This is a genomic window from Micromonospora sp. GCM10011541, assembly GCF_042650725.1.
Classification (GTDB): domain Bacteria; phylum Actinomycetota; class Actinomycetes; order Mycobacteriales; family Micromonosporaceae; genus Micromonospora; species Micromonospora sicca.
Window position 1 is genome coordinate 76,390 of record NZ_JBHSBP010000010.1, and the last position, 20,060, is coordinate 96,449.

Consider the following 20,060-nt stretch of genomic DNA (forward strand, 5'->3'; position numbering starts at 1 on the left):
GCACCGGAAAGCGGGCCTCCGGCGCGCCGCGCGCGAAAACGCCCACGGCCGGCCACCCCGCGAGGGGCGGCCGGCCGCGTCGGTACGACGACCTCAGGCCACGCCGAGGTACGCCTCCTTGACCGCCGGGTCGTGCAGCAGGTCCTGGCCGGTGCCCTCCTTGACGATCCGGCCGGTCTCCAGCACGTAGCCCCGGTGGGCGCGGGAGAGCGCCTGCTGGGCGTTCTGCTCCACCAGCAGGATGGTGGTGCCCTGCTCGTTGATCCGGGTGATGATCTCGAAGATCTGCTGGATCAGCATCGGGGCGAGCCCCATCGACGGCTCGTCGAGCAGCAGCAGCCGCGGCCGGGCCATCAGCGCCCGACCCACCGCGAGCATCTGCTGCTCGCCGCCGGAGAGCGTGCCGCCGGCCTGCTTGCGCCGCTCGGCCAGCCGGGGGAAGAGGTCCATCACCATCTTCATGTCCTCGGCGATGCCGCCCCGGTCCCGGCGGGTGTACGCCCCCATCTCCAGGTTCTCCACGACGCTCATGCCAGGGAAGACGCCCCGGCCCTCGGGCGCCTGCCCGATGCCCCGGACCACGCGCAGGTCGGCGCGCATCCGGGTGACGTCGGTGCCGTCGAAGATGATCGAGCCCTGGGCCACCGGGCGCAGCCCGGAGATGGCCCGCATGGTGGTGGTCTTGCCGGCGCCGTTGGCGCCGATCAGCGCGACCACCTCGCCCTCGTTGACCGTCAGGCTGATCCCGTGCAGCGCCTGGATCCGCCCGTAGAGCAGGGTCAGGTCGTTGATCTCAAGCAGCATCGGTCGGCACCCCCAGGTACGCGGCGATCACCTTCGGGTCCTCACGGACCTCGGCCGGCAGGCCCTCGGCGATCTTCTTGCCGAACTCCAGCACCACGATCCGATCGGTCACGCCCATGACGAGGCGCATGTCGTGCTCGATCAGCAGCACCGTGGTGCCGTTGTCCCGGATCTTACGGATCAGGCCGAGCAGTTCCTCCTTCTCCGCCGGAGTGAAGCCGGCGGCCGGCTCGTCCAGGCAGAGCAGGGTGGGATCGGTGGCCAGGGCCCGGGCGATCTCCAGCCGGCGCTGCTCGCCGTACGAGAGATTGCGCGACAGCTCCCCGGCGCGGCGCTCGATGCCGACGAAGCGCAGCAGCTCGTACGCCTTCTCCCGGCCCTCCCGCTCCTCCCGCCAGTGCCGCGGCAGGCGCAGCATGGCGGCGATGACGCTGGTCTTGTGGTGGGCGTCCGCGCCCACCATCACGTTCTCCAGCGCGGTCATCTCCGGGAAGAGCCGGATGTTCTGGAACGTCCGGGCGATGCCGGCCTTGGTGATCCAGGACCGGCGCTTGCCGTTGGTCCGCTGCCCCTGGAACCGGATCTCACCCTCGGTGGGCCGGTAGACGCCCGTCATCGCGTTGAAGCAGGTCGTCTTGCCGGCGCCGTTCGGGCCGATCAGGCCGAGGATCTCCCCCTTGTACAGGGTGAACGCGACGTCGTTGAGGGCGACCACACCGCCGAAGCGGAGGGTGACGTGGTCGACCTCCAGCAGCGGTTCCCGGCCGGCCGGGTCCGTGCCGCCGGGGGTGGGCTCCACCGGCGTGTCAGCGCCCTTCTCCGGCGGGGTGCCGACGGTGCTGCGACCGTCGTCGGCGATGTCCCGCTCGCTGGTCTCGTCCCGCTCGCTGTGCATCTGCGGCTCACTCATTGGGCACCGTCTCCTGGGGAACCGCTTCCTTGCGCCGGTCGGCGAACTCGGCCGCCCGCCGACGGTTGGGCACCATACCCTGCGGCCGGAAGATCATCATGATGATGACGACCAGGCCGAAGACCAGGATCCGGTACTCGGCGGCGTCGAACTCCACCCCGATGAGGTCGCCGACCCCGCGGAGCCACTCCGGCAGGTACCAGGTGACCGCGCCGCCGACGATGGCGCCCTTGATGTTGCCGGCACCGCCGAGGATCACCGCGGCGAGCACGAGGATGGAACTCTCCAGCACGAACTGGTCGGAGTTGATGAACGTCTGCTTCCCGGCGAAGACCGCGCCGGTCAGGCCGGCCACCGCCGCGCCGATCGCGAACGCCCAGAGCTTGTACTTGAACGTCGGCACGCCCATGATCTCGGCGGCGTCCTCGTCCTCCCGGATCGCCACCCAGGCCCGGCCGACCCGGCTGTTGGCCAGGTTCCGGACCAGCAGCAGCACCACCAGGATCAGTGTCAGTATCAGCCAGTAGTACGGCCGGGCGTCCACCACGCCGAACAGCGGCTTGCCGTCCGTGCCGGAGCCCGGCGGGTGGGGGATCGCCGGGATGCCCCGCTGGCCTTGCAGCAGGCCGTCCTGGCGGGCGGCGTAGAGCCGGATCATCTCGGCGAAGCCGAGGGTCACGATGGCCAGGTAGTCACCGCGCAGCCGCAGCGTCGGGCCACCGAGGATCACGCCGGAGACCATCGCCACCATCACCGCCAGCGGCACCGCCGCCAGCCACGGCCAGTTCGTCCCGAATCGGCTCTCCGGCGAGGTCAGCAGCGCGACTGTGTACGCGCCGAGCGCGTAGAAGCCGAAGTAGCCGAGGTCGAGCAGGCCGGCGAAGCCGACCACCACGTTGAGCCCCACCGCCAGCAGCACGAACACCGCGGTGTCGAAGAGCACCCCGGCGAAGTCCGAGCGGGTGGTGTAGAAGGCGAAGTAGTCGCTGCCGATCGGGAAGCCGAGGTACTCGTAGAACCACTTGTTGGGCAGGATGTAGAGCAGCACGATCAGCGCCGCGATCCCCGCCCAGCGCACCTGCTTCGGCATGGCCGCCCAGCGGCCCTTCAGCGCGGAGCCGCGCCGCTTCTTGTCCACGGTGGTGGTCATGCCCGCGCCCTCCCCAGGGATTCGCCGAGCAGACCCGTCGGCCGGAACATCAGCAGCACGATCAGCAGCACGAAGCCGGTGAAGTCCTTCCACTCGCCGCCGAACAGGCCGGCGGCGTAGTTCTCCACCACGCCCAGCAGCAGGCCGCCGAGCAGCGCGCCGCGCAGGTTGCCGATGCCGCCGAGGACCGCGGCCGAGAAGGCCTTGAGCCCGAGCAGGAAGCCGACGTTGAACTTGGTGAAGCCGAACCGCAGGTCCCACAGCAGCGCGCCCACGCCGGCCATCAGGCCGCCGAGCACGAAGACCAGCAGGATGACCCGGTTCTTGTTGACGCCCATCAGGGCGGCGGTGTCGGCGTCCTGGGCGACGGCCCGGATGCCCCGGCCGAGCCGGCTGCGGTTCACGAACTGGTCCAGGCCGATCATCATGATCAGGGTCACGGCGAGGATCAGCAGTTGGAGGTTGGTCACCGCGGCTCCGAAGACGGTGAAGACCGTCTTGCCCGGGATCAGGGTGGGCATGCCGAACGGGGCCCGGCTGGTGCCGATGCCGAACGACTCGGCGAGCACGAAGGACGCGCCGATCGCGGTGATGAGGAAGGCCAGCGGCGGCGCGTTGCGGCGGCGCAGCGGCCGGTAGGCGACCAGCTCGACCGTGACCGCGGTGAGCGCCGAGGCGGCCATCGCCACCACGAGACCGGCGACGACCGCCAGGATCAGCGGGCCGAGGGCCGGGGCGGCCGAGTTCTGGTCGTAGCCGAGGGCCTGCCAGGTCCACAGGGCGGTGAAGGTACCGACCATGAAGACCTCGGAGTGGGCAAAGTTGATCAGGCGTAGCACGCCGTACACCAGGGTGTAGCCGAGGGCGACGAGCGCGTAGATCGCGCCCTGTTCCAGCCCGGTGATGGTCAGCGCCGGGAAGTTCCCGAACAGCTCATCGAAGTTCAAAAGGGGGCTCCAACTGTGCGGCCAAGCGGCGCGGCCGGGAGAAAAGCTCCCGGCCGCACACACCTGGTGTCCCTTGGCGGGACCGGACAGAACCGGTCAGGCCTTGGGGATCTCGATGTCGGGGACGACCTTGCCCGCGTTCACCTTGAAGGCCCAGACCAGCACCTGGGCCGGGTCCAGCTCGCCGTTGGCCTCGAACTTGTAGGTCACGCCGGTGGCGCCACCCGCCTTGTTGTAGCCGTTGACGAACTGGAGCAGGTCCGCCCGGGAGGACTTACCGCTCTTGATGCCCTCCAGGAAGATCTTGGTGATGTCGTACGACACGTCGGCGTAGGTGCCCGGCTCGGCGTTGTCGAAGGCCGCCTTGTAGTCGGTCACGAAGGAGCCCTTGGCCGCGGTGGCCGGGGCGCACGGGCAGGTCAGGATCGTGCCCTCGGCGACCTGCTCGCCGGCGACCTTGATGAAGTTGGCGTCGTTGACGCCGTCACCGGCGACCATCGTGCCCTTCCAGCCCGCGCCCTTGAGCTGCTTGAGCAGCAGGCCGGCCTCGGTGTAGTAACCACCGAAGAAGAGGACGTTCGCGCCGCTGCTCTGGATCTTGGTGACGACGGCGGAGAAGTTGGTCTGCTTGACCTGGATCTTGTCCTCGCCGGCGACGGTGCCGATGACCTTCTTGACCTCGTCCACCAGGCCGGCGCCGTACGCCGACTGGTCGTCGACGACGTAGACCTTTTCGGCCTTGAGGACGTTCTTGATGTAGCGGCCGGCGGCCGGGCCCTGCGAGGTGTCGTTACCGACGCCCCGGTGGAAGATCTTCCAGTTCTTGGTGCTCAGGCTCGGGCGGGTCGCCGACGGGGTGATGATCGGCAGGCCGGCCTCGTCGAAGATCGGGTCGGCGACCTCGGACTCGCCCGAGAAGGCCGGGCCGATGATGCCGACGACCTTGGTGTCGCCGACCGCCTGCTGGGCCAGCGCCGGGGCCTTGGCCGGGTCACCCTGCGAGTCGTACTCGGCCAGGTTGACCTTGCAGTCCGCGTTGTCCTTGTTGTACTGGTCGATGGCCAGCTTGGTGCCGTTGCGCATGTGGATACCGAGACCCGCGGCGTCACCGGTCAGCGGGCCGAAGAAGCCGATCTTCAGGTCGCAGGCGGCCTTGTCGCCGCCCGCGTCACTACCACTGTCGGCCTTGCAGGCCGCGCCACTGAAAACGAGCGCGGTGATGGCTACGCCACCAAGCACCCGTGCGAGCTTCTGCCTCACGGCTCGTACCCTCCTCCGTCCGAAGACCCGAACCACCCGCCGCGAATTGGACCTTGCGAGGGTGGGCCGGACCGACCGCGATCCCGGTCTGGGCCGGGACGTTATCCCACTGGCGGGGCGCGCCGGTAGACCTAGGAAGAGGGGTTGACCTAACCGTTACGTTGAGTGGCCGTTTTCACAGATCTGCTGTAACACGCGCGCCCGTGCCGTGGGAAAATCGGACATCCGACACCGGGCGGAAACACGCTGGTGGGAGGCTCAGCCGGGACTCCACGGCCCGCGCGCCGACCAGATCCGGGCCCCCGAATTGTTGTCCTCTAGCAACAGAACGGCCTCCCCGGCACCGGCCACCGCCACCGTGCGGTCGCTGCCTCCCGGCACCGCCACCGGCAGGGCCACCGGGGACCAACCGACACCGTCGGCCGAGAACCAGCCCGTCGCCCCGCCGGCCACCACCGCGAGCGCGCCGCCCGCCACGGCGGTCAGCCCCCAGACCCGGCCCGGCCGGTCCGTCCCGGCATCGCCGAACCCGCCACCCGGCCGCCAACCGTCACCCTCGCCCAGCCAGGCGCCCAGGCCGTCGCCCCGGCGGCCCACGGCCACCGCGCGCTCCCCCACCCGGACCACCCGCTGCAGGTCCGCGTCGACCCCAGCCGCCGGCAGCGCCGCGCGCCGCCAGGCCCGACCGTCCGGCGACGTCCACACCGCCGGATCCACGCCGGTACGCGCCGACGGCAGCACCGAGCCCACCATGAGCCACCCCGAGGCCGTCGCCGTGCCGTCCGCCGCCCACGGCCGGCCGGCCGCGTCCGTGGCCAGCCCCGGCACCCCGCTGACCAACCGGAAATCGGTCCCGTCGGCGGAGACCCAGGCCGCCGCCCCGGTGGCCCGGTTACCGGCGATCAGCCAGCCGCGTGGGCCCCCCGCGATGCGGCCCACGTTGACCGCGTCCGGGCCGCCGAACACCTCGAACTCGGCCGGCACCTCCACCAGCGACCCGTCGGCCACCTGCCGCCAGGTGCTGATCCGCGGATTGCCGTGCACCCCGCCGCTCTTGCCGCCCACCGCCGCCAGCCGGCCGTCCCGGCAGCCCGCCGCGGTCAGCACGTTCTCCGCGCCGTACGGGCTGGCCGGCACCGGCCGAAGCGCTGTCCAGGCGGCGGCGTCGGTGCTGGTCCACGCCGCCGGACGGGTGCCACCCGCCGCGTCGGCGACCGCGCCCACCACGAACCACCGGCCCGCGCAGGCCGTCGCGTCCCGCAGCAGCAGCCGCCCGGGCGCGCCCGGCGGCACCGGCAGCGTCACCGGCTGCCAGGCCGGGCGGGCCGGCTCCGGGGCCGGGTCGGCGCGCCCGGGCGACCGGCAGCCGGCCAGCAGCACGGCCGTCAGGCCGAGCACCGCCAGCGGACGCCGAGCACGCATGGCCGTGATCGTATCGACCGTCGACGAGGCACGGGATCCGTCGACCCGCCGGATTCCCCCGCCACCACTCGCCGGCCCGAGGACGTGCGCCGGCCGCGCGGCGACGGTCGCGGCGGAGGGCGGGCGGTCAGGAGGCGGGCTGGGTCACCTCGCCGCCGGCGGTCTCGGCGAGGATCCGCTCGGCGACCTCCTTCATGGTCATCCGGTGGTCCATCGCGGTGCGCTGGATCCACTTGAACGCCTGCGGCTCGGTCATCCCGTACGTGGTCATCAGCGCGCCCTTGGCCCGCTCCACGGTCTTGCGGATCTCCAGCCGGTCGGTGAGGCCGGCCACCTCCGCCTCCAGCGCCGCGATCTCCGAGTAGCGGGAGAGGGCGATCTCCACCGCCGGCACCAGGTCGCTCTTCTGGAACGGCTTGACCAGGTACGCCATCGCGCCGGCCGCCCGGGCCCGCTCCACCAGGTCCCGCTGGCTGAACGCGGTCAGGATGATCACCGGGGCGATCCGGGCGCCGGCGATCCGCTCGGCGGCGGCCAGCCCGTCCATGATCGGCATCTTGATGTCGAGGATGACCAGGTCCGGCTTGAGCTCCTCGGCGAGCTTGACGGCGGTCTCGCCGTCACCGGCCTCGCCGACCACCTCGTAACCCTCTTCGACCAGCATCTCGGCCAGGTCCAGCCGGATGAGCGCTTCGTCCTCGGCGATCAGTACGCGCCTGCGCTCGGCATCCGTCTGCGTCTCGGCCACGAGCCACTCCCACCAGTCTGAGCCCCGACACCCGCCGTGCCGGGTGTCGCCGCCCTTAGCCTAGTCGGTATTCTGTTGAGGCTGAATCACGCAAGCCCCTGTACTCCAATGGAAGAGAGACGGAGCTCAAACCTCCGACAGTGTGGGTTCGAGTCCCACCGGGGGCACCGAAATTGTCGTACTGGCGTTCGAAGATGCGTACGTGCATCCACCCGAAGTACGCGCTCGAGCGCGGCATCTGTACCTCGCCGGCGCGACCGTTGCTGAGGCCGCCCGCGCCGTCGGGGTTTCCTATCCCACCGTCCGACACTGGTGCAAAGTCCGACCGGAGCCGAAGCAACAGGGCACCGCGCTGCGCTGCTTCCGCTGCCGCCCCGACGTCGACAATCCGACAGATTCCGGTCAGTACGCCTATCTGCTCGGCCTCTACCTCGGTGACGGACACCTGGTCACCACTGTCCGGGTTCCGGTGCTGCGCATTTTCTGCGCCGACGCCTGGCCCGGCCTGATCGACGCCTGCGAAGAAGCGATGAAGAGCGTCCTGGCGGCCTCGGTGCAGCGCGTGCACCGGCAGGGCTGCGTCGCCGTGCAGAGCTACGGCCGACACTGGCCGTGCCTGTTGCCACAGCACGGACCCGGCAAGAAGCATGAGCGGCCGATCGTGCTGGCCGAGTGGCAACGGGAGATCGTGGCGGCGCAACCGGGCGACTTTCTGCGCGGCCTGTTCCACTCCGACGGTTGCCGGTTCAGCAACCGGGTCACCGTCCGGGGCAAGGAGTACGTCTACCCGCGCTACATGTTCACCAACGAATCCACCGACATCATGGGCCTTTGCCAGTGGGCGCTCGACCAGCTCGGCATCGCGTGGAAGATGAACCGCCGCAACTCCCTCTCCGTCGCGCGGCGGGACGCGGTCGCCGCGCTGGACTGCCACGTCGGCCCGAAGTCCTGACGCCGGACAGCGCCCCGGGCCGGGCGGCGAGACGCACGGGGTCCGCAGCCGCGAGGCGTCAGATCACCCCGAGCGCCTGGGCCAGGTCCGCCCGCAGGTCCTCCGGGTCCTCCAGGCCGACGGAGATCCGCAGCAGCCCGCCGCACGGCTTGGCCTCCCCCTGAACCGGCCGGTGGGTCAGCGACGCCGGGTGCTGGATCAGGGTGTCCACCCCGCCGAGCGACACCGCGTGGGTAATCAGCTCGCAGGCGCCGGCGACGGCCGCCGCGGCGGGCGCGCCGCCGCGTACCTCGAAGGCGAGCAGGCTGCCGGTGCCGGACATCTGCCGGCCGACCAGCCCGGCCGGGTCGTGCGCCGACGGGTGGTGGACCCGCTCGACGGCGGGGTGGCCGGCGAGCCAGCCGGCCAGCTTCTCCGCGGCGGCCTGCTGGGCGCGGACCCGCAGGGGCAGCGTCTGCAGGCCGCGGTGCAGCAGGTACGCGCCGAGCGGGTGCAGGATCGCCCCGGTGACGGCGCGGACCTGGCGCAGCCGGGTGGCCCACCCGGTGTCGCAGGCGATCACGCCGGCGAGGACGTCGCCGTGGCCGCCGATGCTCTTGGTGGCGCTGTGCAGCACCAGGGTGGCGCCGTGCCGGGCGGGCTGCTGGAGCACGGGCGTGGCGACGGTGTTGTCGACCAGCAGCGGGACGTCGCCGGCGGCGTCGGCCAGGGCGGCGATGTCGACCAGGTCGAGGGTGGGGTTGGCCGGGGTCTCGACGATGACCAGCGCGGTGTCGGGGCGGACGGCGGCGGCGACCTCGTCCGGGCGGGCCCAGGTGACCTCGGTGCCGAGCAGGCCGGTGGCGAGCACGTGGTCGGTACCGCCGTAGAGGGGGCGGACGGCGACGATGTGCCGCTGCCCGTCGCGGGTGGCGGCGAGCAGGGCGGCGGTGAAGGCGGCCATGCCGCTGGCGAAGGCGACGGCTGCGGCGGTGCCTTCGAGTTCGGCGAGCGCGGTCTCGAATCGGGCCACGGTGGGGTTCCAGAGCCGCTGGTAGACGGCGCTGCCGCCGGCGGGGAGGGTGCCGCCGGTGGCGAGGGTCTCGTACGCGTCGCCGCCCTCGTCGACCGAGGGCAGCGGGTTGGTGGTGGAGAGGTCGATCGGCGGTACGTGGACGCCGAGACCGGCGAGGTCGTCGCGCCCGGCGTGCACGGCTCTGGTGTCCACGGCTGTCATGACCGGAAGGGTCGAACATCAGCGCAGTTGGGAGCAATAGCTACGAAGAAGATTCTGTCACTGGCTCTTCCAACGCTCGCGGATTCGGTGGAGGATGCTCCCATGCCCGTTGCACCGAACGATGTGCGGCCGTTCACGGCCTTGGATGATGTCGACCGCGCGATCCTGACCGAGTTGGCCGCCGACGGCCGGCTGCCGAACAACGCCCTCGCCGAGCGGGTGGGGGTGGCGCCCTCCACCTGCCTGACCCGGACCCGGTCGCTGCGCGAGTGCGGGGCGATCCGCGGCTTCCACGCCGAGGTCGATCCGGCCGCGGTGGGACTGCCGTTGCAGGCCCTGGTGTCGGTGCGGCTGACCGCGCACGAACGGGCGGTGGTGGACGCGTTCCGGGCCCGGTCGGTCCGGCTGCCGGGGGTGGTGTCGGTGTTCCACGTGGCCGGCGCGGAGGACTACGTGCTGCACGTGCGGGCGGCCTCCGGGGACGCGCTGCGCGACTTCGTGCTCGACCACCTGGCGGTGGACCCGGCGGTGCAGCACACCCAGACCAGCCTGATCTTCGAGCAGGCGCGCGGTATGGGCTAGGGCACCAGCCGGAACAATTCCGGCACGGGCGGGGTTGCTCAACGAGTGATCGACGTACCCCTGTCTGTTCTTGATCTTGCTCCGGTGGCCCGTGGGGCGACCTCCGGTGAGGCGCTGCGGCACACCACCGAGCTGGCCCGCCGCACCGAGGAGCTGGGCTACCACCGGTTCTGGGTGGCCGAGCACCACAACATGCCGGCGATCGCCAGCTCGGCTCCGGCCGTGCTGCTCGCCCACCTGGCCGCCAACACCTCGACGATCCGGCTGGGCTCGGGCGGGGTGATGCTGCCCAACCACGCGCCGCTGGTGGTGGCCGAGCAGTTCGGCACCCTGGACGCGCTGCACCCGGGCCGGATCGACCTGGGCATCGGCCGCGCGCCGGGCACCGACCAGGTGACCGCGCTGGCGCTGCGCCGGACCATGGAGGGGCTGTCGGCCGAGGGGTTCCCCCGGGAGCTGGCGGACCTGATGAACTACTTCAGCGGTGCGGAGCCGGGGCCGATCACGGCCACCCCGGGGCGCGGCCAGTCCCCCACGGTGTGGCTGCTCGGGTCGAGCGGGTTCAGCGCCCAGCTCGCCGGGCTGCTCGGGCTGCCGTTCTCGTTCGCGCACCACTTCAGCGCGCAGAACACCCTGCCCGCGCTGGCGCTGTACCGGCAGAGCTTCCGGCCGTCGCGCTGGTTGGAACAGCCGTACGCGATGGTCGCGGTGAACGTGGTCTGCGCGGAGACCGACGAGCGAGCGGAGTGGCTGGCCGGTCCGAGTTCGCTGTCGTTCCTGAAGCTTCGCTCGGGTCGCCCGGAGCCGCTGGCCAGTCCGGAGGAGGCGGCGGCCTACCCGTACGACGAGCTGGAACGCGACTTCGTCCGGCAGCGCCGCGAGGGTCAGGCGATGGGTTCGCCGGAGACGGTGGGCCGGCAGCTGGGCGAGCTGCTGGAGCGCACCGGCGCGGACGAGCTGATGCTGACCACGATGGTGTACGACGTGGCCGACCGGGTGCGCTCCTTCGAGCTGGTCGCCGAGCAGGTGGCCGGCGGGCTGCGCCGGAACGGCTGAAACATGCTCTTCATAGCGACGTCACCCCACCGTCGCGGAGCTCCCCTAGCTTTGTGACCGGTGGTGGTACGGCATTCCCGGTCGGGACGGGTCGGGAGTGCTGCGGTGTGGTGCACCGGGTCGCCGGCGCTGCGGATTCCGCGGTCGGCGACCCGGTGCCTGCCTTTCCCCCTCCCGCCCCTTGATCCGCGACAACCCACCTGATCGACTCGGGGTCATGGCTGAGCACATGAACCCCGAGGAGTTCCGGCGCGCCGGGTACGCGGTGGTCGACTGGATCGCGGACTACTGGACGACGCTCGGGCAGCGACCGGTGACGTCGCAGGACCCGCCGGGGGCGGTGGCCGCCGCACTGCCGGCCGGCCCGACCGACCGGGGCGAGCCGGTCGAGTCGCTGCTCGCCGACCTGGACAACGTGATCGCGCCGCGGCTGACGCACTGGCAGCATCCCGGCTTCTTCGGCTACTTCCCGGCCAACACCTCCGGCCCGAGCGTCCTCGGCGACCTGGTCAGCTCCGGTCTCGGCGTGCAGGGCATGCTCTGGGCCACCGGGCCGGCCTGCACCGAACTGGAGACGGTGATGCTGGACTGGCTCGCCGGGCTGCTGGACCTGCCGGAGCGGTTCCGCTCCGCCGGCCGGGGCGGCGGGGTGATCCAGGACTCCGCGTCCTCGGCCACGCTGGTCGCCACGCTGGGCGCGCTGCACCGGGCGAGCAAGGGCGGCTGGCGGGCGGACGGGATCGACCGGCGGTACCGGGCGTACACCTCCACCCAGGGGCACTCCTCGATCGAGAAGGCCGCCCGGATCGCGGGGCTGGGCGCCGACGGGGTCCGAGCGGTCGAGGTGGACCCGCGGACCCAGGCGATGCGCCCGGAGGCGCTGCGGGCGGCGATCGAGGCGGACCGGGCCGCCGGGGTGACGCCGGCGATCGTGGTGGCGACGATCGGGACCACCTCCACCACCGCCGTCGACCCGCTGCCGGAGATCGGCAGCATCTGCGCGGAGTACGGCGTCTGGCTGCATGTCGACGCCGCGTACGCGGGAGCGGCCGCGGTCTGCCCGGAGCTGCGCTGGTCGCACGCCGGCCTGGAGCGCGCGGACTCCTACTGCTTCGACCCGCACAAGTGGCTGCTCACCGGCTTCGACTGCGACGCGTTCTGGGTGGCCGAGCGGGGCGAACTGATCGAGGCGTTGACGGTGATGCCGGAGTTCCTGCGCAACGCGGCCACCGAGTCCGGCGCGGTGATCGACTACCGGGACTGGCAGGTGCCGCTGGGCCGCCGGTTCCGGGCACTCAAGCTCTGGTTCGTGCTCCGCTGGTACGGCGTCGAGGGGTTGCGGGCGCACATCCGATCGGGAGTGGCGCTCGCCGCCCGCTTCGCGGCGCGGGTGGCGGCCGACGACCGGTTCGAGCTGGCCGCCGCGCATCCGTTCTCGCTGGTCTGCTTCCGGCTGCGGGCGGGTGACGAGCCGAACGCCGAGCTGCTGCGCCGGGTCAACGACACCGGCCGGGTGCACCTGACGCACACCCGGGTGGAGGGGCGGTACACGCTGCGGCTGGCGGTCGGCTCGCCGCTGACCACCGAGACGCACGTCGACGAGGCGTGGGATCTGCTCTCCGCGGCGGCTGAGGACCTGCCGGCCGGCTGACCGCCGACCGGACAACGCGGCGACCGGACCGGCAAGGCGCGGCGGCCGGCACCGGCAAGGCGCGGCGGCCGGCGCCGGCAAGGCGTGCCACGTTGTCACGGACGTCCTTTGCTCTGCTTCAGCGGAGGCAACAGTCACGCAGAGTCGCGGGATCCGCCTGGCCATCGCCAGCCGCGGACGAGGATGCGCTGGTCAGCGGGGTGTTGCGCTGGTTGAAGCAGAGCAAAGGACGTGCTGCGGGTAGGCCGGCCGCGCGGGGCAGCAACCGTCGGTGACGTACGTCGAGATCTCGCGGCGGCCACGACCGTTGTCACGGGGTTCGTCGGCCGGCGCCCGCCGCGCACGTGCCGGGCCGGGGGCGGGGTCCCACCTCTCAGGCGCAGGCGCCGGGAGCGGGATCAGCCCTCGACGGCCGCGGCCAGCCGACGGGGCCGGTCCGCGTCGGCGGTCGCGGGCTCGACCGCCCCGCTCGCGTCGGCGGCGACCGCCGTCGCCGGGACCGCTTCGGCGGCGACCGTCGCCGGGGCGGGGTCGGCGGCGAGCGCGGCCTGGGCGGTGGCCCGGGCCAAGCGGGTACGCCGCAGCGCGCGCACCGCCAGGACCAGCGCGACGAGCCAGCCGGCGGCGAGCAGCACGTACAGCAGGGGCGGGACCGGACCGCCCAGTTCACCGGCGCGGATCAGCGTGCGGGCGTTGGTCAGCACGATCACCCCGCCGATGGTGGCGCCGAGCAGCTGGGCCGGGACGATCCGCACCAGCCAGGCGGCGATCGGCGCGGCGACCAGGCCGCCGACCAGGAGCGCGGCCACGGTGGGCAGCAGGAAGCCCTCGGCGCCCAGGCCGATCAGGAAGCCGGCGCTGGCCGCGCCCGCCACCACGAACTCGGCGGTGTCCACGGAGCCGATCACCTTGCGCGGCTCCATCCGGCCGGAGACCAGCAGCGCCGGGGTGGCCACCGGCCCCCAGCCCCCGCCGCCGGTGGCGTCGACGAAGCCGGCCACCAGGCCGAGCGGGCCGAGGAACCGCCCGCGCAGCGGGCCTGCGGCCCGGTTCGCCCGCAGCGGTCGGGAGAAGCGCACCAGCAGGTACGCGCCGAGGGTGAACAGGATCGCGGCCATCCAGGGCGCGGCGGCCTCGGTGGAGATGGCGCTCAGGAAGGTGGCGCCGGCGAACGCCCCGATCGCTCCCGGCACCGCGATCCGGCCGACCACCCGCCAGTCGACGTTGCCGAACCGCCAGTGCGCCACTCCGGCCGCGAGCGTGGTGCCGATCTCGGCCAGGTGCACCGACGCGGAGGCGGCGGCCGGCGCCACTCCGGCGAAGAGCAGCAGGGTGGACGAGGTCAACCCGTACGCCATGCCCAGCGCGCCGTCGACCAGCTGCGCCGCGAGCCCGACCAGAGCGAGGATCAGCAGCTTGCGCACGAGCGCCCCCTGACTTTTCGGTATCTCCTATCGACTTGGTCGACAATGCGGCACGGAGGCGCTCCGGTCAAGTCCCCTATCCGGTTGGTGGGAATTGCCGAACGGCCCCGGCGGAGGCGCGGGTCAGGTCCAGGCGCGCGGATCGGCGGCGAGTTCGTTGACCCGGCCTGGCAGCGAGCCGCTGGCCACGTCGGCGATGGTGACCAGGTCGAGGATCTCCCGCTCGCTGGCCCGCAAGGCGATCCAGACGTCCTGCAGGGCACGCGCGGCGCCCTGGTAGCCGAGTTCCTCCGGCCGGTGACCCCGGATGTGCGCCAGCGGGCCGTCGATCACCCGGATCACCTCCGCGAGCGAGATCTCCGAGGCCGGCCGGGCCAGCCAGTAGCCGCCCTCCGGACCGCGCTGGGCGTGCACGATCCCGCCCCGGCGCAGCTGGAGCAGGATGCTCTCCAGGAACTTCGGCGGGATCTCCTGGGCGCGGGCGATCTGCTCGGCGGTGACCGGTCGGCTGCGTCCGGCCACCGTGCCGTCGGCGACCGAGGCCAGCTCGGCCGCCGCGCGGAGGGCATAGTCGACCCGGGCGGAGAGACGCATGCGGCAAGGTTAGTCCGCTGATCAGCCGCCCGGGCCGGCGACCCTCGGCCGATCGGTCACGGCACAGTCGCCGGCCGGTCAGGCGCCGACGCGGCGGAGCAGCCCCTCCTGGACCGCGCTGGCGATGTGCCGGCCGTCGGTGGTGAACATCCGGCCGGTGGCCAGCCCGCGCGCGCCGGAGGCGGACGGGCTCCAGCAGTCGTACAGGAACCACTCGTCGGCCCGGAACGACCGGTGGAACCACAGCGCGTGGTCGAGGCTCGCCCCCACCACACCGCCGGGGCCCCAGACCTCACCGTGCACCGACAGCACCGAGTCGAGCAGGGTCAGGTCCGAGGCGTACGCCAGGGCGCAGGCGTGCAGCAGCGGATCGTCGGGCAGCTTGCCGTCGATGCGCATCCACACCCGCTGGTACGGGTCGGCGGGCCGGTCACCGGGGCGTACCCAGCCGGGCTCGCCGACATACCGGACATCGATCGGGCGCGGGATCTGCCCCCAGATCCCGAGCCGCTCGGGGTACCGGGAGAGCCGGTCGGCCATGGTGGGCACGTCGTCCGGCCCGGGCACGTCCGGCGGGGTGGGGGCCTGGTGGTCGAGGCCCTCCTCCTGTCGCTGGAACGACGCCGACATGAAGAAGATCGGCTTGTCGTGCTGGAGGGCCACCGAGCGGCGTACCGAGAAGGAGCGACCGTCGCGGACGTTCTCCACCTGGTACTCGATCGGCTCGACCGGGTCCCCGGGGCGGACGAAGTAGCCGTGCAGCGAGTGCACGAAGCGGTCCGGGTCGACGGTGCGACCGGCGGCGACCAGCGCCTGGCCGGCGACCTGCCCGCCGTACACCCGCTGCGGGCCGACCGGCGGGCTCATCCCGCGGAAGGCCATCTCGCCGGTGTGCTCGAGGTCGAGGACCTCCAGCAACTGGTCGACCGCGGCCTGCCCGGCCGCCGGACGCTCGGTCACTGCAGGGCCCGCGCGGAAGCGGCGTCGACCAGCGAGCCGAGCTGGTGCACCCGCAGGGTGTTGGTGGAGCCCGGGGTGCCGGGCGGGCTGCCGGCGACGATCACCACGTAGTCGCCGGGGTTGGCCCGGTTGAGGCCGAGCAGCGCCTGGTCGACCTGACGGAACATGTCGTCGGTGTGCTCCACGAACGGCATCAGGAAGGTCTCCACGCCCCAGCAGAGCGCGAGCTGGTTGCGCACCTCGGGGACCGGGGTGAAGGCCAGCAGCGGCAGGTCGCAGTGCAGCCGGCTCAGCCGCTTGACGGTGTCGCCGGTCTGCGAGAACGCGACCAGCGCCTTGGCGCCGATGGCCCGGGCGATCGAGGAGGCGGCGACGGTCAGCGCGCCACCGTGGGTACGCGGGTCGTGCTGGAGCCGGGGCACCCCGATCGACCCGGACTCGGTGGTGGTGACGATCTTCGCCATGGTGCTGACGGTCAGCACCGGGTACTTGCCGACGCTGGTCTCGCCGGAGAGCATCACCGCGTCCGCGCCGTCGAGCACCGCGTTGGCCACGTCGGAGGCCTCCGCGCGGGTCGGCCGGGAGTTCTCGATCATGGAGTCGAGCATCTGGGTGGCCACGATGACCGGCTTGGCGTTCTCCCGGCAGAGCTGGACGGCGCGCTTCTGCACCAGCGGCACCTGGTCCAGCGGCATCTCGACGCCGAGGTCGCCGCGGGCGACCATCACACCGTCGAAGGCGAGCACGATCGCCTCCAGGTGGTCCACCGCCTCGGGCTTCTCGACCTTGGCCAGCACCGGGCGGTACACGCCCTCCTCGGCCATGATGCCGTGCACCAGCTTGATGTCCTCGGCCGAGCGGACGAAGGAGAGCGCGATCAGGTCGACGCCCAGGCCGAGGGCGAAGCGGAGGTCCTCGGCGTCCTTCTCCGACATCGCCGGCACGCTGACCGCCACGTTGGGCAGCGAGATGCCCTTGTTGTTGGACACCGGGCCGCCCTCGGTGACCAGGCAGCGGATGTCGTTGCCGGTGACGTCGCTGACCTCGACGGCGACCCGGCCGTCGTCGATCAGCAGCCGGTCGCCCGGCTTCACCTCCTGCGGCAGCTTGCGGTAGGTGCAGGAGACGCGGTCCTTGGTGCCGAGGATGTCGTCCCCGGTGATCACGACGGAGTCGCCGGTGCGCCACTCGTGCGGGCCGTCGGCGAACCGGCCCAGCCGGATCTTGGGGCCCTGCAGGTCGGCGAGGATCGCCACCGGGTGGCCGGCCGCCTCGGCCGCCTCGCGGACCAGGCGGTAGACCGACTCGTGGTCGGAGTGGCTGCCGTGGCTGAAGTTGAGCCTCGCCACGTTCATACCCGCCTCGACCAGGCCCCGGATGCGCTCGGGGGACGAGGTGGCGGGGCCGAGGGTGCAGACGATCTTCGCGCGGCGTGTCACGCCCATCAGGCTAGTCTCTCCTTCGGATCGACCTGCCGGCCGATCCCTTGCGGGCTGCGGAACTTTGTCCAACGGCGCGATCCCCGCGCAGCGGGCGGACGGAACCGCACCGGAACATCGTATGTCGGCGGGCACCGGCGACCGCGCGGCCGAAATCGTACCGCTCGCCTTTGTGCCCCGACTGAGGTCCTCCTGGAGTCCACCCGGCGGCGGGTCCACGGCGGCCGCGGGCGTCCGCACGAGTCGGCGAGGGAACCTGGCGACGCGACCTGGACGCGCTGGTCGACTGCGCCGCGGGGGCGGTCCGGCAGAGGCCGGAGCTGAGGCCGGCCTCAGGTCTGCGTCTTGGCCAGCGGGAACTCGAGCGAGCCGGCCGGGCAGAGGAAGGTCAGCACGTCCACCCGGTAGAGGCCGGCCTGCACGGCGGGGTCGGCCTCCATCACGCTGCGGACGTCGTCCACCGAGCCGGTCCGGGCCAGGCCGAAGCCGATCGGCGGGTCCGGCTCGCGGGCCGGCCCGTCCACCGAGCCGTCGACCAGGAGGATGCCCCGCCGTTGCAGCGCCCGCATGTGCTGGACGTGCTCGGCCTGCAACCGTTGCACCGTCTCGTCCGGCAGGGCCCGACCGGACGGCCCCGGGTACAGCACGATGCACTCGAACGTGTCGAGCGCGAAGTCGACCTGCGGCGTTCCCGACATGGCGCCCCCTCCCGACGTACGTCCGACCCGGGCACAGCGTCGCACGTGCCGGACGGCCGTAGCGGGCGCTCGCCGCAACTGCCCCGCGCCGGCCCGGTAGCCGACCTGCTGGGCCCTCCGTCCCCGCAGGGGTCGCGGCGCGGCAGGATCGGAAACGATCACCCCGGCTGGGCGTGTCTCCGCCCACAACCCGGGCCCGGATGTTGCGCCCGCCGTATTGCGGGAACAACACCGGACGCTGACGACGACGGAACAGGAATGGGAGCGGCTCATGGCGATCGACCCCGGCAAGCAGCCCGCGAAGGCCTCCGGCACGTACCGGATCGGTGGCGACCTCCAGGTGGACCGGCTGGGCTACGGGGCGATGCAGCTCACCGGGCCCGGGGTCTGGGGTGATCCGAAGGACCCGGCCGAGGCGGTCCGGGTGCTGCGCCGGGCGTACGAGCTGGGCGTGACGTTCATCGACACCGCCGACTCGTACGGGCCCTTCGTCAGCGAGCTGCTGATCAAGGAGGCGCTGCACCCGTACCCCGACGACCTGGTCGTCGCCACCAAGGCCGGGCTGTCCCGCTCCGGCCCCGGCGACTGGCGGCCGCTGGGTCGCCCGGAGTACCTGCGCCAGCAGTGCGAGCTGAGCCTGCGCCACCTGGGCCTGGACAGCATCGGGCTCTACCAGCTGCACCGGATCGACGCCAAGGTGCCGCTGGAGGACCAGCTCGGCGAGCTGGCGCTGCTCAAGCAGGAGGGCAAGATCCGGCACATCGGCCTGTCCGAGGTGACCGTGGAGCAGATCGAGGCGGCCCGGAAGATCACCCCGATCGTCTCCGTGCAGAACCTCTACAACCTCGCCGACCGCAGCGCGGAGGACGTGCTCGACCACTGCGAGCGCAACGACCTGGCGTTCATCCCGTGGTTCCCGATCGCCACCGGCAACCTGGCCAAGCCGGGCGGTCCGCTGGACGAGATCTCCACCGAGCACGGCGCGACGCCCGCGCAGCTCGCGCTCGCCTGGCTGTTGCGCCGGTCGCCGGTCATGCTCCCCATCCCGGGTACGTCCTCCGTGGCGCACCTTGAGGAGAACATCGCCGCGGCCGAGGTGAAGCTCACGGACGGCGAGTTCGAGGCGCTCGCCAAGGCCACCTGACTCCCGTACGCGCGACGGCCGGCCGCCACCTCGGCGGCCGGCCGTCTCCGGCGCGCTACAGGGCGAAGCAGTTGGGGCGGATCGCGGCGTCGGTGAGCGCCTGGCGGACCACCGTGTAGGTCGTCCCGTCGAGGATGAGACCGAGGTGGCCGACCAGCCGCAGCGGGCACCACGACTGGATCAGCACGTTGGTCGCCCCGTCGGCGAGGCCGGCGTTGTCGATCGGCCAGACCAGCTCGTCCTGCCACGTCCGGACGGTGGTCCAGCGCACCGATCCCGGCGTGTCGTCGCCGCCGTTGAGGGCGGTGAGCAGGTCCGAGCCGATCGACATCTGCTCGCAGGCGACGATGCCGGCGCAGCTGCCGAGCCCGACGAACTTCAGGATGTTGGCGGCGTAGGTGCCCTGCTGCGGGCTGCCGAGGCTGAGGTAGTGGTCGACCTTGTCGACGCCGCCGAGGAACTTGACGTACCAGCGGGAGACCAGGCCGCCCTCGGAGTGGGTGACCAGGTCCACCTTGGCCGCCCCGGTGGCGGCGCGGACCTGGTTGACGTACGCGGCGAGGGCGCGGGCGGATTCGCGGATGTCGCCGAAGCCGAGCCCGGGGAGCTGGTAGATGGAGACCCGGAAGCCGTCGGCGCGCAGCCGGGCGGCGATCGGCTCGTACGCGATGGAGACGCCGATCAGTCCCCCGACGACGATGACGGGGTTGGCGCCGGCGGCGGCGATCGCCTCGGTGCCGGCCGCGGTGCCGGCGGTTGCGGCGCTGGTGGCGGTTGCGGCGCTGGTGGTGGTTGCGGCGCTGGTGGTGGCGCGATGGGGGCCGGCCTGGGCGGCGGTGGCCGGGACCAGCAGGGCGGCGACGGCGGTGGTGGCGGCGAGGATCGTTCGGAGCAGCATGGCTGCACCTCCGGTGGGAGGCACCCGGGGAGCCGGGACGGTGGGTGGGGGGATCCGATCGATCGTGGAACGATGATGCGGGTCACAATTCGTGCTCGTCAATGAAAAGTTACGGACGGGTAACGTGAACTCCCGATGGGAGCGCGATCAGGCATTTCGGGCGCATGAATCGGTTGCGCGGCGGCGTCACGCACCGCTGACCGCC

Annotated in this window: 19 protein-coding genes and 1 tRNA gene; 6 read left to right on the forward strand and 14 right to left on the reverse strand. The window is 72.2% G+C overall.

Annotated features, from left to right (window positions below; translation table 11 throughout):
- Positions 1–93 precede the first annotated feature (93 nt).
- From ACFOYX_RS04745 to ACFOYX_RS04775, 7 genes are all read right to left on the reverse strand, one after another.
- Entirely contained in the window at positions 94–804 is a 711-nt protein-coding gene (locus ACFOYX_RS04745) for an ABC transporter ATP-binding protein (RefSeq protein WP_109800664.1), read from the reverse strand.
- The gene (locus tag ACFOYX_RS04750; protein WP_322442066.1) at positions 794–1,714 is read right to left on the reverse strand and encodes an ABC transporter ATP-binding protein; all 921 of its coding nucleotides are present in this window, start codon (positions 1,712–1,714) and stop codon (positions 794–796) included. The genes ACFOYX_RS04745 and ACFOYX_RS04750 overlap by 11 nt, the downstream gene beginning before the upstream one ends.
- Positions 1,707–2,864 carry a branched-chain amino acid ABC transporter permease gene (locus tag ACFOYX_RS04755; protein ID WP_322442065.1) on the reverse strand — a complete coding sequence of 386 codons (1,158 nt, stop codon included), beginning with the start codon at positions 2,862–2,864 and terminating at the stop codon, positions 1,707–1,709. Before ACFOYX_RS04755 ends, ACFOYX_RS04750 begins: the two co-directional genes overlap by 8 nt.
- On the reverse strand, positions 2,861–3,811 hold the full coding sequence (locus ACFOYX_RS04760; protein ID WP_322442064.1) for a branched-chain amino acid ABC transporter permease: 951 nt from the start codon (positions 3,809–3,811) through the stop codon (positions 2,861–2,863). The genes ACFOYX_RS04755 and ACFOYX_RS04760 overlap by 4 nt, the downstream gene beginning before the upstream one ends.
- A gap of 96 nt (positions 3,812–3,907) precedes the next feature.
- The gene (locus ACFOYX_RS04765; RefSeq protein ID WP_322442063.1) at positions 3,908–5,071 is read right to left on the reverse strand and encodes a branched-chain amino acid ABC transporter substrate-binding protein; all 1,164 of its coding nucleotides are present in this window, start codon (positions 5,069–5,071) and stop codon (positions 3,908–3,910) included.
- 258 nt (positions 5,072–5,329) lie between these two features.
- A complete protein-coding gene (locus ACFOYX_RS04770) occupies positions 5,330–6,493 on the reverse strand; it encodes a hypothetical protein (RefSeq protein ID WP_322442062.1) in 1,164 nt (387 codons plus the stop codon).
- A gap of 127 nt (positions 6,494–6,620) precedes the next feature.
- Positions 6,621–7,241, reverse strand: coding sequence for an ANTAR domain-containing response regulator (locus ACFOYX_RS04775; RefSeq protein ID WP_109801938.1), 621 nt, complete (start codon positions 7,239–7,241; stop codon positions 6,621–6,623).
- Positions 7,242–7,335: 94 nt separating this feature from the next.
- Here ACFOYX_RS04775 and ACFOYX_RS04780 point away from each other — a divergent pair.
- Both ACFOYX_RS04780 and ACFOYX_RS04785 read left to right on the forward strand, forming a co-directional pair.
- Positions 7,336–7,408: transfer RNA gene (locus ACFOYX_RS04780), tRNA-Leu, on the forward strand.
- Between the two features lie 35 nt (positions 7,409–7,443).
- On the forward strand, positions 7,444–8,193 hold the full coding sequence (locus ACFOYX_RS04785) for a helix-turn-helix domain-containing protein (protein ID WP_322442061.1): 750 nt from the start codon (positions 7,444–7,446) through the stop codon (positions 8,191–8,193).
- 58 nt (positions 8,194–8,251) lie between these two features.
- Here the strand turns inward: ACFOYX_RS04785 and ACFOYX_RS04790 are convergent, their stop codons facing one another.
- Positions 8,252–9,409, reverse strand: a complete 1,158-nt coding sequence (locus tag ACFOYX_RS04790; RefSeq protein WP_322442060.1) for a PLP-dependent transferase — start codon at positions 9,407–9,409, stop codon at positions 8,252–8,254.
- Between the two features lie 102 nt (positions 9,410–9,511).
- Here ACFOYX_RS04790 and ACFOYX_RS04795 point away from each other — a divergent pair, with 102 nt between their 5' ends.
- From ACFOYX_RS04795 to ACFOYX_RS04805, 3 genes are all read left to right on the forward strand, one after another.
- Positions 9,512–9,991, forward strand: a complete 480-nt coding sequence (locus ACFOYX_RS04795; protein ID WP_109801935.1) for an Lrp/AsnC family transcriptional regulator — start codon at positions 9,512–9,514, stop codon at positions 9,989–9,991.
- Between the two features lie 45 nt (positions 9,992–10,036).
- Positions 10,037–11,047 (forward strand): LLM class flavin-dependent oxidoreductase, encoded by a 1,011-nt coding sequence (locus ACFOYX_RS04800; protein ID WP_109801934.1) that lies wholly within the window; start codon positions 10,037–10,039, stop codon positions 11,045–11,047.
- 217 nt (positions 11,048–11,264) lie between these two features.
- The gene (locus ACFOYX_RS04805) at positions 11,265–12,698 is read left to right on the forward strand and encodes a pyridoxal-dependent decarboxylase (RefSeq protein WP_322442059.1); all 1,434 of its coding nucleotides are present in this window, start codon (positions 11,265–11,267) and stop codon (positions 12,696–12,698) included.
- A gap of 398 nt (positions 12,699–13,096) precedes the next feature.
- Here the strand turns inward: ACFOYX_RS04805 and ACFOYX_RS04810 are convergent, their stop codons facing one another.
- The 5 genes from ACFOYX_RS04810 to ACFOYX_RS04830 all read right to left on the reverse strand — a co-directional run bounded on the left by ACFOYX_RS04810 (position 13,097) and on the right by ACFOYX_RS04830 (position 17,813).
- A complete protein-coding gene (locus tag ACFOYX_RS04810; RefSeq protein WP_322442058.1) occupies positions 13,097–14,122 on the reverse strand; it encodes a sulfite exporter TauE/SafE family protein in 1,026 nt (341 codons plus the stop codon).
- 123 nt (positions 14,123–14,245) lie between these two features.
- On the reverse strand, positions 14,246–14,716 hold the full coding sequence (locus ACFOYX_RS04815; protein WP_322442057.1) for an Rrf2 family transcriptional regulator: 471 nt from the start codon (positions 14,714–14,716) through the stop codon (positions 14,246–14,248).
- 78 nt (positions 14,717–14,794) lie between these two features.
- Positions 14,795–15,676: an acyl-CoA thioesterase II gene (locus ACFOYX_RS04820; protein ID WP_322442056.1), complete on the reverse strand. Its 882-nt coding sequence runs from the start codon at positions 15,674–15,676 to the stop codon at positions 14,795–14,797.
- Positions 15,673–17,121 carry a pyruvate kinase gene (gene pyk, locus ACFOYX_RS04825; protein ID WP_322442055.1) on the reverse strand — a complete coding sequence of 483 codons (1,449 nt, stop codon included), beginning with the start codon at positions 17,119–17,121 and terminating at the stop codon, positions 15,673–15,675. Before pyk ends, ACFOYX_RS04820 begins: the two co-directional genes overlap by 4 nt.
- Positions 17,122–17,447: 326 nt before the next feature.
- Entirely contained in the window at positions 17,448–17,813 is a 366-nt protein-coding gene (locus ACFOYX_RS04830) for a YciI family protein (protein WP_109801928.1), read from the reverse strand.
- 271 nt (positions 17,814–18,084) lie between these two features.
- Here ACFOYX_RS04830 and ACFOYX_RS04835 point away from each other — a divergent pair, with 271 nt between their 5' ends.
- Positions 18,085–18,957, forward strand: a complete 873-nt coding sequence (locus ACFOYX_RS04835) for an aldo/keto reductase (RefSeq protein WP_322442054.1) — start codon at positions 18,085–18,087, stop codon at positions 18,955–18,957.
- Between the two features lie 55 nt (positions 18,958–19,012).
- Here the strand turns inward: ACFOYX_RS04835 and ACFOYX_RS04840 are convergent, their stop codons facing one another.
- Positions 19,013–19,855, reverse strand: coding sequence for an alpha/beta fold hydrolase (locus ACFOYX_RS04840; protein WP_322442053.1), 843 nt, complete (start codon positions 19,853–19,855; stop codon positions 19,013–19,015).
- Between the last annotated feature and the right edge of the window lie 205 nt (positions 19,856–20,060).